Raw genomic sequence first — 13,236 nt, forward strand, 5'->3', positions numbered from 1 at the left:
CGGAACATTCGAAGTGCCATCCGAAACATTCGCACGTCCGGACATTCGCGAAGGGTGCTCTCATGGAGTCGAGCAGAGGCCAGTTCACCGGGACGACCGCGGGCCGGTCCACCGGCAGCGGCGCGGGCGGCCGGCCGTTCAGCAGGCGCTGGTTCCTCGGCGCGGGTTCCGCCTCGATGCTCACCGCCGGCCTCGGCGCCGGCCTCACCGCCTGCGGCTCCGGCGGCGGCTCGGGCGGCGGGGACGGCAAGACGCTCACGGCGTTCGTGTACGGCGACGACGCGGTGAAGGTCCAGCAGGCGGGCGTCGACCGGTTCAACAAGTCGGCCGCGGCGAAGAAGGCCGGCGGCACCATCAAGCTCCAGAAGGTCCCCGGCTCCGACTACTCCCCGAAGCTCCGCACGGCCATGGGCTCCCCGAGCGCCCCGGACATCTTCTTCAACTGGGGCGGCGGCTCCATCAAGCCGTACGAGGAGGCGGACAAGCTCGTCGACCTCACCGACATCATCGAGGGCGACCCGGTCCTCAAGGACGGCTTCCTGCCCTCGGTCCTCGCGGCCGGCGATCTGGGGGGCCGCCACTACGGCATCCCGATGCGCGGCATGCAGCCGGTGATCCTCTTCTACAACAAGTCCGTCTTCGCCGAGCACAAGCTCCAGCCGCCCACCACCTGGGACCAACTCCTCGACATCAACGCCAAGTTGAAGAAAGCGAAGATCACCCCCTTCGCGCTCGGTGGCTCCGACGTCTGGCCCGAGCTGATGTGGCTGGAGTACCTGGTCGACCGGATCGGCGGCCCCGAGGTCTTCAAGCGCATCCAGGACGGCGACGCCGAGGGCTGGGGCGACCCTGCCGTCGTCCGGGCCGCCGAGCTGGTCAAGGAGCTCATCGACGACGGCGCCTTCGGCTCCAAGTTCACCTCGGTGTCGTACGTCAACGGCGGCGCCCCCGCGGTCTTCGCGCGCGGCAAGGCGGCCATGCACCTGATGGGCTCCTGGGAGTACTCCACGCAGCTCGGCAAGTTCCCGGACTTCGCCAAGAGCAACCTGGGCTGGGCCGCCTTCCCGACCGTCGAGGGCGGCACGGGCGACGTCCGCAACGTCGTCGGCAACCCCACCAACTACTGGTCGATCAACGCCCGCACGAAGAACAAGGACCTCGCGGTCGGCTTCCTCAAGGACTGCGCGTCGAAGGCGTACGCGCAGGCCCTGATCGACAACGGCGACGTGCCGACCACCTCGAACGCGGCCGAGCTGCTCGCCTCCTCCCCCAACCCCGAGTACGCGAAGTTCCAGTACGACATGGTCCAGCAGGCGCCGGCCTTCACGCTCTCCTGGGACCAGGCGCTCGGCGACGGCCTCGGCACCAAGATGCACACGGAGATAGGCAAGCTGTTCGCGGGCCAGTCCTCGCCGAGCGAGTTCGTGACGGCCTGCAAGGGGCTGAAGTGACCGTCACGGTCGAGAAGACCCCGGCGGCGGCGCAGAAGGAGCAGGCACACCGGACGGGCCGCCGCGCGGGCCGCACCGGCCGCCCGCACGCCGTCTGGGCCCTGCCCGGCGTCCTCTTCTTCACCTTCTTCGCGGTCGTCCCGATGGCGCTGGCCCTCTATCTCTCCTTCACCAGCTGGGACGGCCTGGGAGACCCGCGGCCGGTGGGCCTCGACAACTGGCGGAAGCTCCTCGACGACCCCCGGATGACGCAGTCCCTGTGGCTGACCGTCGTCCTCACCGTCGCCAGCTGGGCCTTCCAGACGGTCGTCGCCCTCCTCCTCGGCGTCTGGGCGGCGGGCCGGCAGCGCAACCGCGCGATCCTGTCCGCGGTCTTCTTCGTCCCGTTCCTGCTCTCCTCCACCGCCATCGCGATCCTGTTCTACGCCCTCCTCGACCCGAACTTCGGCATCATCCAGAAGGACACCCTGGGCTCGCAGAGCGGCGCGTTCCTCGCGATCGTCTTCGTCGGCGGCTGGCAGTTCATCCCGTTCCACACCCTGATCTACCAGGGCGGGGCCCGCCAGATCCCCGAGGTCCTCTACCAGGCGGCGGCCATCGACGGCGCCGGCCGCTACCGCCAGTTCTTCTCGATCACGTTGCCGCAGCTGCGCCACACCATCACCACGTCCACGGTCCTGATGGTCGTCGGCTCCCTGACGTACTTCGAGACGGTGCTGATCCTCACCAAGGGCGGCCCCGGCACGGACACCGCGATCCTGCCGTACCTGATGTACGAGGCGGGCTTCAAGACGTACGACTTCGGCTACGCCAGCGCCATCGCGTCCTTCCTGGTCATCGCCGCGACGGGCCTCTCCCTGGTCCTGGTCCGGCTGACGGGTTTCGGCGCCATGCGCAGTACCCGCGAAGGGATGTGACGGCACGAGATGTCACACGACACACTGGCGCGCCCCGCCAAGACCCGGCAGCCGGACGGAAGCCCCGCGACGCGCTCCCCCCGCCGCCGCAGGCACTGGACGAGGCGCGCCAACCCGGTGGCGGGCCTGGGGGCCTTCGTCTGGCTGGTCATCGTCCTGATCCCGATCTACGCGATGCTGTCGGCGTCCCTCACCGGCGCGGACAAGGCGTTGACGGGCAACCCCCTCAAGCCGCCCACGGACCCGACCCTCGACCACTACAACACCGTCCTGAACAGTGGCTTCGGCCATCTCCTGAGCAATACGGCGATCGTCGCGGTGTCGGTCGTGGGCATCGTGCTGGCCCTGTGCATCCCGCTCGCGTACGTGGCCGTCCGCACCCGCGACCGCTGGTCGAACGCGGCCTTCCGCCTGTTCCTCCTGGGCGTGGCGATCCCGGCCCAGGCCGTGGTGGTCCCCCTCTATCTCCTGATCGCGAAACTCGACCTCTACGACACCCTCCTGGCCGTCATCCTCCCGACGGCGGCCTTCGCGATGCCGGTCTCGGTCCTGGTCCTGGTGGGCACCCTCCGGGACGTCTCCGAGGACCTGTACGAGGCGATGGCCCTGGACGGCGCGTCCCCGCTCCGCGTGCTCTTCCAGTTGACGATCCCGCTCGCCAAGGGCGGCATCAGCACGGTCGTCATCTTCTCGGCTCTCCAGGCCTGGAACGGCTTCCTCTTCCCGCTGATCTTCACCCAGTCCGACGGCCCCCGGGTCCTCACGCTCGGACTGTTCAACTACGTCAGCCAGTTCGGCGTCAACATCCCCGCCGTGCTCGCCTCGGTCGTCCTCTCCGGCATCCCTATCTTCGCCGTGTACCTGGTGGCGCGACGGGCGCTGGTGGGCGGGTTGATGGGCGTGGGCGGCAAGTGATCCACCGGCTCCGGCACCCGCGACCTTCTGAAACTCGGCGACCCCTGAAGGAGTTTCATGACCACCCCTTGGCGTGACCCGGCCCTGCCCGCAGCGGCCCGGGTCGCGGATCTGCTCTCCCGGATGACCCTGGAGGAGAAGACCGCGCAGTTGTACGGCGTGTGGGTGAAGAGCGATTCGAGTGGCGAGGACATCGCCCCCGACGAGCAGGGCATGTCGGAGGCGTTCGACTTCAACGAGCTGATCACCCGGGGCCTCGGCCAGCTCACCCGCACCTTCGGCACGGCCCCCGTCGACCCGGCGCTGGGCGCGCGAGCACTGGCCCGCGCCCAGCGCCGCATCATGGCCGCGAACCGCTTCGGCATCCCGGCCGTCGCGCACGAGGAGTGCCTGGCCGGCTTCACCGCCTGGCGCGCGACCGCCTACCCGGTCCCGCTGGCCTGGGGCGCGACCTTCGACCCGCCGCTGGTGGAGGAGATGGCCCGCCACATCGGCCGCGACCTGGCCTCCGTCGGCATCCACCAGGGCCTGTCACCCGTCCTGGACGTGGTCCGGGACCCGCGCTGGGGACGGGTCGAGGAGACGATCGGCGAGGACCCGTATCTGGTGGGCACCATCGGCACGGCGTACGTGCGCGGCCTGGAGTCGGCCGGGATCGTGGCCACGCTGAAGCACTTCGCCGGGTACGCGGCGTCCGTCGGCGCCCGCAACCACGCGCCCGTACGGGCCGGGGTGCGGGAGTTCGCGGACGTGACCCTGCCGCCCTTCGAGATGGCCCTGCGCGAGGGCGGCGCCCGCTCGGTGATGGCGGCGTACACGGAGACGGACGGCGTCCCGGTCTCGTCGGACCCGGGACTGCTGACCGAACTCCTGCGCGACGCCTGGGGCTTCACCGGCACGGTCGTCTCCGACTACTTCGGCGTCGGCTTCCTGGAGACCAGCCACCGGGTGGCCGGAAACCGCGCGGAGGCGGGACACGCGGCCCTGGCCGCCGGCATCGACGTCGAACTCCCCACCCTGCGCTGCTACGGCGAGCCGCTCCTGGAGGCGGTCCGCGCGGGCGAGATCCCCGAGTCCCTGGTCGACCGCGCCGCCCGCCGGGTCCTGCTGCAGAAGTGCGAGCTGGGCCTGCTGGACGAGGACTGGACGCCGGAGGTTGCGGGCGGCGGGACCGAGGCCCACGGCATCGACCTCGACTCCACGGCGAACCGCGCGCTGGCCCGTCGCCTGGCCGAGGAGTCGGTGGTCCTCCTGGACAACCCGGACGCGGTCCTGCCGTTGGCGCCGGACATCAGGATCGGGGTGGTGGGCCCCCGCGCCGACGACGCCCTGGCCATGCTCGGCTGCTACTCCTTCCCCTCCCACGTCCTGCCCGCCCACCCCGGCACCCCCCTGGGCATCGAGATCCCCACGGTCCTGGACTCCCTGCGCACGGAACTCCCCGACGCGAAGATCACGTACGCGGCGGGAAGCGACGTCGACGGCGACGACACCGGCGGCTTCCCCGAGGCCGTAGCACGCGCCTCCGAGGCGGACGTCTGCGTCGCGGTCCTCGGCGACCGGGCGGGCCTCTTCGGCCGGGGCACCTCGGGCGAGGGCTGCGACGCGGAGGACCTCCGCCTCCCGGGGGTCCAGTCCGAACTGCTGGACGCCCTGATCGCCACGGGTACGCCGGTGGTGGCGCTCCTGCTCACCGGGCGCCCGTACGCGCTGGGCCGCTGGCACGGGCGGCTGGCGGGTGTGGTGCAGGCGTTCTTCCCCGGGGAGGAGGGCGGCCCGGCGCTCGCGGGTGTCCTGTCGGGCCGTGTCTCCCCCTCCGGCCGCCTCCCGGTGAGCGTCCCGAACCGCCCCGGGGGCCAGCCGTGGACGTACCTCCAGCCACCCCTCGGCCTCGTCGGCGCGGCGAGCAACCTGGACCCGACCCCGCTGTACCCCTTCGGCCACGGCCGCTCGTACACGACGTTCGCGTGGGCGGACTTCGCGGACGAGGGTGCGGGGGATGAAGGGCACGACGTGTCGGTGACCGTGCGCAACACGGGCGACCGGCCGGGGGCGGAGGTCGTCCAGCTGTACCTGCACGACCCGGTGGCCTCGGTGACCCGCCCCGACCTGCGCCTGATCGCCTACCGGCGGCTGGAGTTGGCGCCGGGGGACGCCTCCCGAGTGACGTTCCGCTTCCACCCCGACATCTCGTCCTTCACGGACCGCGCGGGGCGCCGCGTGGTCGAACCGGGCGCCCTGGAACTCCGCTTGGGCGCGTCGAGCGCGGACATCCGCCACCGGGTGACGTTGACGCTGGACGGCCCGGTACGGGAGGTGGGCCCGGACCGCCGGCTGCATTGCGAGACGGAGGTCAGGGCCGAGGAGTTCTGACGGCCTGAGGGTCAATCCGCCTGGGCCGCCGCGAACGAGACGAACGCGGCCCAGGCGGAGGGGCCGAGGTCGAAGTGGGGGCGCGTGGTGTCTTTGGAGTCGCGGATGTGGATGGCGGTGGGAGTGGTGGCGACCTCTATGCAGTCGTCGCCCTGCGGGCTGCTGTACGTGGACTTGCGCCATTCGAGGGCGACTTCAACACAGTTGTCACCCTCGGTACCGCTGTAACTGGACTTGAACCAGGCCAGTTCGTTGGTGCTCATAGCGCTCCTCTGATCCGCTCCAGCAGGCCCACGGAGTCCAGCGGAGTGAGGGCCTGTGCGCGGAGTGTCGCATATCGGCGGTGCAGTACGGCGGCCTCTTTTGCGTCGACGACCAGCCGCCCGGTCTTCTGGCCCTCCGCATAGGCGAGATGCTGCCCGTCCGGGGTTTCCAGCAGAGCCAGCGGACCGTCCAGACCCGCGTGCGCCTCGCACTCCAGCGGAACGATCTGAATCTCCACGTTGCGGAGTTGAGCACACTCCAACACGTGATCGAGGAGCCCCCGCAAGACGTCAACACCCCCCAACCGGCGCCGGACGACATGCTCATCCATCACAAAGCTGAACGAGGTGTTGGGGCGCTCCCAGAACATTCGCTGCCTCTCCATGCGTGCGGCGACCTGCGCCTCCAACTGCTCGTCCGACAGCGGCGGAAGCCGATTGCCGAACACCGCCCGCGCGTACCCCTCGGGCTGCAACAACCCAGGAGCCAACCGGCACTCGTACGTCGCGAGGTAGACGGCTTCCTGCTCCAGCCTCGCCCACGTCCTGAACCACGCCGCCAACCCCGGCTGCCGAGCCATATGCCGGAACGCACCCCGCACCGCACCCGTGTTGCCCGTGGCCTCCTCCGCCAGTTCCACGAACCGCTGATCCGCCAACCGTCGCCCCAACTCGATGGAAGCCACGGAGTGTTTGGACAGATGAACCCGCGCCCCGAACTCCTCCCGGCTCAACCCCGCATGCTCCCGCAGCGCCTGGACGACCGCCCCGAACGCCCGCATGCTGTCGGACGACTCGGGCTCACCACCCGGCCCCTGCGCAGCCCACTCAACACCGTGCACCATCAACCCAGAGTGACGGCCCGCTCACCGTACTGTCCATCGAACGGCCGCGTACTCCCCCTCCCGTACGCACCACCGCACGGCTTACCCCACGTTCACCAGGACCGGCTATAACGGCCCGATGAGCGACGGCATACAGCGGGAGTACCGCAGACGGCGGGGCATACCGCCCACATTCCTCACCCTGCTGGTCGCGGCGGTTCTCGTCAGCGCCAACGCGCTGTACGCGATGGCGTCACTCGGCCCCTCGGGCTGGGACATGCTGGCCGTCGCGGCCTGGGTGGCCGTCGCGGGCCGGGTGCTGCTGGAGCAGTTCAGGGCCCGTACGTCCGTCACGGCCGACGGCGTCACCGTACGCGGAGCGATCCGCACCCGTAGCTGGGCCTGGTCGGAGATCTACGGCATCCGGGTCGAGGAGAGCCGGCGGAGCACCCCGCGCTGGTCGGGGTATCTCTACGCCACCGACGGGCGCCGGGCCCGTCTCCCCCACCTCGACGAGTACCAGCTGGGCGATCCGATCGGAGAGGTCGCCGACCTGTGCGCCACCGCCCTGCGACTGGGGCTCACCTCCCTGGAGACGCGGCCCGAGGTGGAGGACCGCATCGCGCGAGGGGCGCGGCGGCGCAAGGCGTGGCAGCGGGCGGCCGTCGCGAGCCTGGTGGTCGCGGCCCTCATGTTCGCGCTGAACACCTGGCTGATCTTCACCGACCGGCCGACGCACTCACTCCTGCTGATCGGAGGCGTCCCGCTCGTCTGCCTCCCTGTTTTCTTCCTCGTCGCGGACCGCTTCGGCGAGGAGCGCCACCGTCGCCTCAGTCACCCTCGCCCAGCGCCTCGAACCGCCACCGGTGCACCGCCCGACTGACCAACTCCTCGCCCGGCTCAGGCAGTTCGGGCAACTCCGCGTCGTACTCCGCGTCCCACCACGTGATGACCAGCACCCGGTCCTGCGGCGCCCGGAAGGTCTCGCGCCGCAGCGGCCGTACGGGAAGCTCCTGGGCCCGTGCCCAGGCGAGGAGTTCCTCCCCCCGCCCGGCCACGGCCCGCGCCTCCCACATCAACGCGACGGTCACGAGTACAGGTTCTCCTTGCTGACCTCGTGAACGTGATCGTGATCGTGCGAGTGGGAGTGTCCCGGCACATGCGGATCCGTCACCGGAAGCGACGAGTCCGCCGACAGGTCCCAGTCGGAGGCGGCGCGGCCGCGCGCGACCATCTCCGCGCCCAGCGCGGCCACCATCGCCCCGTTGTCCGTGCACAGCTTGGGCCGGGGCACCCGGAGTCGGATGCCGGCCGCCTCGCAGCGCTCCTGGGCGAGGGCCCGGAGGCGGGAGTTGGCGGCGACACCGCCACCGATCATCAGGTGGTCGACGCCCTCGTCCCGGCAGGCCCGTACGGCCTTCCTGGTGAGCACGTCCACCACGGCCTCCTGGAAGGACGCGGCGACGTCCCGCACCGGAACGTCCTCCCCGGCCGCCCGCTTGGCCTCGATCCAGCGGGCCACGGCGGTCTTCAACCCGGAGAAGGAGAAGTCGTAGGCGGGATCGCGGGGCCCGGTCAGCCCGCGCGGGAAGGCGATGGCCGCGGGGTCCCCCTCCTTCGCGTACCGGTCGATGACCGGCCCGCCCGGGAATCCGAGGTTCAGCACGCGCGCGATCTTGTCGAAGGCCTCGCCCGCCGCGTCGTCGATGGTCGCGCCCATCGGCCGTACGTCCGACGTGATGTCCGTCGACAGCAGCAGCGACGAGTGACCGCCCGACACCAGCAGCGCCATCGTCGGCTCGGGCAGCGCCCCGTGCTCCAGCTGGTCGACGCAGATGTGGGAGGCGAGGTGGTTCACCCCGTAGAGCGGCTTGCCCAGCGCGTACGCGTACGCCTTGGCCGCCGAGACGCCCACCAGGAGCGCACCCGCGAGCCCCGGCCCGGCGGTGACGGCGATGCCGTCGAGGTCCTTCGCGCTCACCCCCGCTTCCTTCAGCGCGCGCTCGATGGTCGGGACCATCGCCTCCAGGTGTGCGCGGGAGGCGACCTCGGGCACCACGCCGCCGAACCGGGCGTGCTCGTCGACACTCGACGCGATCGCGTCGGCCAGCAGGGTCGTCCCGCGCACGACGCCGACGCCGGTCTCGTCGCAGGAGGTCTCGATCCCCAGGACCAGCGGTTCGTCAGCCATTGACCTAGCCATTGCCCTAGCCATTGATCTCGGTTCCTTGTACGGATGTGGAAGGGTCGTTGAGGCGCATGACCAGCGCGTCCACGTTGCCCGGCTGGTAGTAGCCGCGGCGGAAGCCGATCGCCTCGAAGCCGAAGCGTTCGTAGAGCTTCTGGGCGCGGACGTTGTCGACCCGGCATTCGAGCATCACCTGGGCGCACTCGAAGGCGGTGGCGGCCCGCAGCAGCTCGGTGAGGATCGTCGCGCCGAGGCCGGTGCCCCAGTGTTCCCGGGCGACGGCGATGGTCTGGACGTCGGCGGTGTCCCCGGCGGAGGCCAGGCCGCCGTAGCCGATGATCCGTCCTTCACCACCGCTGTCGTCGTCCGCGCCCTCGTCTGGGACCACCGCCACCACGTAGCGCCGGGTGGCGTTCGGGCCCCGCGCGTGGGCGAGGTCCGACCAGAACATGCCGCGGGACCAGGCGTCCTCGGGGAAGAGGTCCCTCTCCAGCTCCAGGACGGGCTCGATGTCCCACCAGCGCATCTCGCGCAGCACCGGGGTCGTCACTTGGGGGTGACCACCTTGTAGTTCTTGGGGACCTGGGCGTCGGGCCGACGCAGGTACAGCGGCCGGGGCGCCGGCAGCTCCTCGCCCGCCGCGAGCCGTTCGGCGGCCAGCGCCGCGAGGGCGGCCGCGGAGACGTGCTCGGGCGCGCGGGCGTCGGTGAAGGTGTCGGGGTACAGCAGCGCGCCCGCCCCCACCGCGGGGAGCCCGGCCACCGCGTCGGCGATCTCGGCGGGCCGGTCGACGGCCGGCTCGGTCGCTCTCGTCCGCGCGTCCTCGTACCGCGCCCAGTACACCTCCTTGCGCCGGGCGTCGGTGGCGACCACGAACGGTCCCTCGACCGTCCCCTCCGCCCCGGCCGCGTACGCGAGCCCGTCGAGGGTGCACAGGCCGTGGACGGGGACCCCGAGGGCGAGGCCGAAGGTGTCGGCGGTCATGAGGCCGACGCGCAGCCCGGTGTACGGGCCGGGACCGATGCCCACGACGACGCCGGTGACGGCGTCGAGGCGGGTGCCCGCCTCGGCGAGGACCCGGTCGACGGCGGGCAGCAGCAGTTCCCCGTGGCGTCGCGCGTCCACCTGACTCGACGAGGCGACGACGTCCGTCCCGTCGTGCAGCGCGACGGTGACGGCGGGGGTGGCGGTATCCAGAGCGAGCAAGAGCACGCAAACAGCCTACGGCGCTTCGGCCCGGGCCACGGCCGACCCGGTGCACGCTCCCCCTGCTGCTACCGTCACAGCACAGACGTACTTCAAGGGCGTACGTGGGTACGAGAGGTGGGCGCAGAAGGTGGCCAGTAGCAGCTCGGGATTCGTGGCCGGGCTCACCGCGGCGGCCATCGCCGCAGTCGGTTTCCTCACCTACCAGGCCTCGGCGAAAGCGCCGGACGACCTGGGGAAACCGTCCGCATCGGAGTCCCCGAAGGCCAAGCAGTCCAAGACCCCCGGCAAGGGGAAGAAGGACACCGACGACGTCCTCCCCGACGACTCGGGCGCCGGCGAGCGGGTCGTCTACTCCCTCGACGAGGACCGCGTCTGGCTGGTCGGCGCCAACGAGAAGGTCACCCGCACGTTCGAGGTCACCCCGAGCACGGTCGACCCCAGCCCCGCCACGTACACGGTCTCGTCCCGCTCCGCCGCCGTCACCGGCTCCGACGGCACCCCGATCGAGCACGTCGTCCGCTTCGCCTCGGTGGACGGCGTCTCCGTGGGCTTCAGCGCGGCGGTCGACGGCTCGACCCCGCGCCCCGACCCCACCACCAAGACGGGCGGCATCCGGGAGTCCCGCAAGGACGGCAAGGCGATGTGGGAGTTCGCGGGCATCGGCACGAAGGTGGTCGTGGTCGAGTAAGGGGGCTCTTCCGGCCGCCGGTCTGCCTCAGGGGCGCGGGGAACCGCACGACCAGCCCCCACCCACCCGCAGCCGCGCCACGACCGCTCCACCCCGGCCGGGGCGCGAACGTCTACGCGGCCTTGGGGCACCGTTCAGCCCCAGGCCGCCGCCCCTCCACCTTCACCGGCGGAGCCAAGGGCGGAGCCGTCGGCGGCGTGGAAACCGCCTTCGCCGCCGCACAGGAGGCCAGAAGGTCCCGCATCGACACCCCGGCCACTCCGGACGGAACCGGCTTACGCTGCGCTGTCGACATGGACGCCTCCTGGTGCCACGGCGAACCAAGTTAGGTAGACCTAACCAAGGACTGGTTACCATGTGACCACGCCGGGGACGGCCGGCGCAACATCTTGCCGACGGCTTGTCGGAACAGACGATAGGCGGACGAACGCCCGGTGACGCGGCGCGGCGTCCACCAGGCGTTACGCGGACAGCACCCCAAGCTCCACAGCCGCCCACCGTTCACCCAGTCCGGTGACCGTCACGTGCCGCACCTCGTCCGTCGTGTCCCCCACCGCCCGGTGGATGACCACGTTCAGCCGGTCGTCGGTCAGCTCCTCGACCTTGCCCTCGCCCCACTCCACGACGATCACCGAATCCGGCAGCGAGACATCGAGATCGAGGTCCTCCATCTCGTCCAGCCCGCCACCCAGGCGATACGCGTCGACGTGCACGAGCGGCGGCCCCTCCCCGAGCGACGGATGCACCCGGGCGATGACGAAGGTCGGCGAGGTGACGGCGCCGCGCACCCCGAGCCCCTCCCCGAGCCCCCGGGTGAGTGTCGTCTTCCCGGCGCCCAACTCCCCGTTGAGCATCACGAGATCACCCGCGCGCAGGAGCTTGGCCAGGCGACGGCCCAGCTCCAGCATCTGGTCGGGTGCGTTGACGGTGATCCGAACGGTGGTCCGAGGGGAGGCCTCGTAGGCGCGGGACGATCCGCTGGTCATATCGGCCTGGGACGATCCGCTGATCCGAAGGGACGCCTCGGACTCACCCGGGACGTGCGGTGCTGCTGGCGCTTCCATAACCACTTACGGTAGCTCCCGCCGGTACGGCCCCCGCGCGGGTGAGCAGGTCGGCAAGTCGGTCGGTCACCACTTCGGGATGCTCCAGCATCACCAGATGCCCCGCGTCCGGCACGAGCACCAGTTCCGCGTCCGGCAGCAGATCGGCGATGGCCTCGCTGTGCTCGCTCGGGGTGACCAGGTCCTTGACCCCGGCCAGCACGAGCACCGGCAGCTCGGTGAACGTCGTGAGCGCCTCGGTCTTGTCGTGCTCGGTGAACGCCGGATAGAACTCGGCGACGACGTCGATGGGCGTACCCTCGATCATCCGTTCGGCGAACCGCGCGACCGCCGGGTCGACGTCCCGCGACGCGAACGAGTACCGCTTGATGATCCCGGCGAACAGATCGGCGGTCGCCCGCCGCCCCCGCTCCACCAGCGCGGCCTGCTGCCCGAGCGCCCTCAGCACCCCCGGCAGCACCCGCCGCACCGCGTTGACCCCGGCGACGGGCAGCCCGAAGTTGACCTCGCCGAGCCGCCCCGACGACGTACCGACCAGCGCGACGGCGACGACCCGCTCGCGGATCAGCTCCGGGAAGTGCGCGGCCAGCGCCATCACCGTCATGCCGCCCATGGAGTGACCGACGAGCACGATGGGCCCCTCGGGCACCGCCGCGTCGATGACGGCCTTGAGGTCGCGGCCCAGCTGGTCGATGGTGACCGGCAGTCCGTCGCGCACCCCGGACACCCCGCGCTCGGAGCGGCCGTGGCTGCGCTGGTCCCAGTGCACGGTCCGGACGACACCGCGCAGCGCGGCCCGCTGGAAGTGCCACGAGTCCTGGTTGAGGCAGTAGCCGTGGCTGAAGACGACGGTGACGGGGGCCGGTGCCTTGCGGCCGAAGAGACGGCGTCTGCGGGGCGAGAGGCCCGCCTCGGGCTCGACGTCGTCGACCTCGTAGTACAGCTCGGTGCCGTCGTCGGCGACCGCCTTGCCGGGGAGGCCGCGCAGCGCCCCGTACGGGCCGGTGGAGTCGAGCGCCAGGCGGGCCTTCCTGCGCATGCCGCGCCCGACGGTGAGCCGCTCTATGGCGACGCCGGCCGCCGCGCCCGCCGCGACGACGCCTATCGCCGCCCCCGCGACCCCGGCTCTGCGCCAGATGCCGTCGCCGGACGCGGCCGTGGCTGCGGCCGCGCTCGCGACGGCCTCCACGGCCTCGGCGCTGCTCTCGCTCACGTCCCGCTCCTCTTCTCCGGCCTGTCCGGTTCCACTGTCGCTCCGCACGCCTGTACGGAGTTACCCGTCTCGTTCGTCTTTCACCTACTCGTGTTCAGGTGCCCGGGATCCCCATCCTCACGGCCCCCGGT

General features: G+C 71.2%; 14 protein-coding genes. 6 read left to right on the forward strand and 8 right to left on the reverse strand.

Annotated elements, in window-relative coordinates:
- Positions 1–62: 62 nt before the first annotated feature.
- The 4 genes from K1J60_RS16975 to K1J60_RS16990 are packed head-to-tail and all read left to right on the forward strand — an operon-like array spanning position 63 to position 5,656.
- The gene (locus K1J60_RS16975; RefSeq protein ID WP_220646960.1) at positions 63–1,451 is read left to right on the forward strand and encodes an ABC transporter substrate-binding protein; all 1,389 of its coding nucleotides are present in this window, start codon (positions 63–65) and stop codon (positions 1,449–1,451) included.
- Positions 1,448–2,368: a carbohydrate ABC transporter permease gene (locus K1J60_RS16980; protein ID WP_220646961.1), complete on the forward strand. Its 921-nt coding sequence runs from the start codon at positions 1,448–1,450 to the stop codon at positions 2,366–2,368. The genes K1J60_RS16975 and K1J60_RS16980 overlap by 4 nt, the downstream gene beginning before the upstream one ends.
- Positions 2,369–2,377: 9 nt before the next feature.
- On the forward strand, positions 2,378–3,283 hold the full coding sequence (locus K1J60_RS16985; RefSeq protein ID WP_220646962.1) for a carbohydrate ABC transporter permease: 906 nt from the start codon (positions 2,378–2,380) through the stop codon (positions 3,281–3,283).
- 57 nt (positions 3,284–3,340) lie between these two features.
- On the forward strand, positions 3,341–5,656 hold the full coding sequence (locus K1J60_RS16990) for a beta-xylosidase/alpha-l-arabinosidase (protein ID WP_220646963.1): 2,316 nt from the start codon (positions 3,341–3,343) through the stop codon (positions 5,654–5,656).
- Positions 5,657–5,667: 11 nt separating this feature from the next.
- On the opposite strand, the gene K1J60_RS16995 is transcribed toward K1J60_RS16990, so the two are convergent.
- Positions 5,668–5,919: a DUF397 domain-containing protein gene (locus tag K1J60_RS16995; RefSeq protein ID WP_220646964.1), complete on the reverse strand. Its 252-nt coding sequence runs from the start codon at positions 5,917–5,919 to the stop codon at positions 5,668–5,670.
- A complete protein-coding gene (locus K1J60_RS17000; RefSeq protein WP_220646965.1) occupies positions 5,916–6,764 on the reverse strand; it encodes a helix-turn-helix domain-containing protein in 849 nt (282 codons plus the stop codon). Before K1J60_RS17000 ends, K1J60_RS16995 begins: the two co-directional genes overlap by 4 nt.
- Before the next feature lie 118 nt (positions 6,765–6,882).
- Here K1J60_RS17000 and K1J60_RS17005 point away from each other — a divergent pair, with 118 nt between their 5' ends.
- On the forward strand, positions 6,883–7,626 hold the full coding sequence (locus K1J60_RS17005; protein WP_220646966.1) for a PH domain-containing protein: 744 nt from the start codon (positions 6,883–6,885) through the stop codon (positions 7,624–7,626).
- On the opposite strand, the gene K1J60_RS17010 is transcribed toward K1J60_RS17005, so the two are convergent.
- From K1J60_RS17010 to tsaB, 4 genes are read right to left on the reverse strand one after another with little or no spacing between them, the layout of a single operon-like run.
- The gene (locus K1J60_RS17010; RefSeq protein ID WP_220646967.1) at positions 7,574–7,834 is read right to left on the reverse strand and encodes a hypothetical protein; all 261 of its coding nucleotides are present in this window, start codon (positions 7,832–7,834) and stop codon (positions 7,574–7,576) included. The genes K1J60_RS17005 and K1J60_RS17010 overlap by 53 nt on opposite strands.
- Complete coding sequence (tsaD, locus tag K1J60_RS17015; RefSeq protein ID WP_398683241.1) at positions 7,831–8,934, reverse strand: tRNA (adenosine(37)-N6)-threonylcarbamoyltransferase complex transferase subunit TsaD; 1,104 nt, start codon at positions 8,932–8,934, stop codon at positions 7,831–7,833. The genes K1J60_RS17010 and tsaD overlap by 4 nt, the downstream gene beginning before the upstream one ends.
- Positions 8,935–8,950: 16 nt before the next feature.
- Entirely contained in the window at positions 8,951–9,481 is a 531-nt protein-coding gene (rimI, locus tag K1J60_RS17020) for a ribosomal protein S18-alanine N-acetyltransferase (RefSeq protein ID WP_033528366.1), read from the reverse strand.
- A complete protein-coding gene (tsaB, locus tag K1J60_RS17025; RefSeq protein WP_220646969.1) occupies positions 9,478–10,143 on the reverse strand; it encodes a tRNA (adenosine(37)-N6)-threonylcarbamoyltransferase complex dimerization subunit type 1 TsaB in 666 nt (221 codons plus the stop codon). The genes rimI and tsaB overlap by 4 nt, the downstream gene beginning before the upstream one ends.
- Before the next feature lie 124 nt (positions 10,144–10,267).
- Between tsaB and K1J60_RS17030 the strand changes: the two genes are divergently transcribed.
- Positions 10,268–10,828, forward strand: a complete 561-nt coding sequence (locus K1J60_RS17030; protein ID WP_220646970.1) for a hypothetical protein — start codon at positions 10,268–10,270, stop codon at positions 10,826–10,828.
- A 461-nt stretch (positions 10,829–11,289) separates the two neighbouring features.
- Here the strand turns inward: K1J60_RS17030 and tsaE are convergent, their stop codons facing one another.
- Positions 11,290–11,814, reverse strand: coding sequence for a tRNA (adenosine(37)-N6)-threonylcarbamoyltransferase complex ATPase subunit type 1 TsaE (gene tsaE, locus K1J60_RS17035; RefSeq protein WP_220646971.1), 525 nt, complete (start codon positions 11,812–11,814; stop codon positions 11,290–11,292).
- Between the two features lie 43 nt (positions 11,815–11,857).
- Positions 11,858–13,105 (reverse strand): alpha/beta fold hydrolase, encoded by a 1,248-nt coding sequence (locus K1J60_RS17040; protein WP_220646972.1) that lies wholly within the window; start codon positions 13,103–13,105, stop codon positions 11,858–11,860.
- Positions 13,106–13,236 lie beyond the last annotated feature (131 nt).

This window comes from Streptomyces akebiae (assembly GCF_019599145.1).
Classification (GTDB): Bacteria; Actinomycetota; Actinomycetes; order Streptomycetales; family Streptomycetaceae; genus Streptomyces; species Streptomyces akebiae.

Bases quoted from the DNA above. Each gene is read 5' to 3' on its own strand.
- K1J60_RS16975 (WP_220646960.1), top strand. From the start codon at position 63: ATGGAGTCGAGCAGAGGCCAGTTCACCGGGACGACCGCGGGCCGGTCC.
- K1J60_RS16985 (WP_220646962.1), top strand. From the start codon at position 2,378: ATGTCACACGACACACTGGCGCGCCCCGCCAAGACCCGGCAGCCGGAC.
- K1J60_RS16990 (WP_220646963.1), top strand. From the start codon at position 3,341: ATGACCACCCCTTGGCGTGACCCGGCCCTGCCCGCAGCGGCCCGGGTC.
- K1J60_RS16995 (WP_220646964.1), bottom strand. From the start codon at position 5,919: ATGAGCACCAACGAACTGGCCTGGTTCAAGTCCAGTTACAGCGGTACC.
- K1J60_RS17000 (WP_220646965.1), bottom strand. From the start codon at position 6,764: ATGGTGCACGGTGTTGAGTGGGCTGCGCAGGGGCCGGGTGGTGAGCCC.
- K1J60_RS17005 (WP_220646966.1), top strand. From the start codon at position 6,883: ATGAGCGACGGCATACAGCGGGAGTACCGCAGACGGCGGGGCATACCG.
- tsaD (WP_398683241.1), bottom strand. From the start codon at position 8,934: ATGGCTGACGAACCGCTGGTCCTGGGGATCGAGACCTCCTGCGACGAG.
- tsaE (WP_220646971.1), bottom strand. From the start codon at position 11,814: ATGACCAGCGGATCGTCCCGCGCCTACGAGGCCTCCCCTCGGACCACC.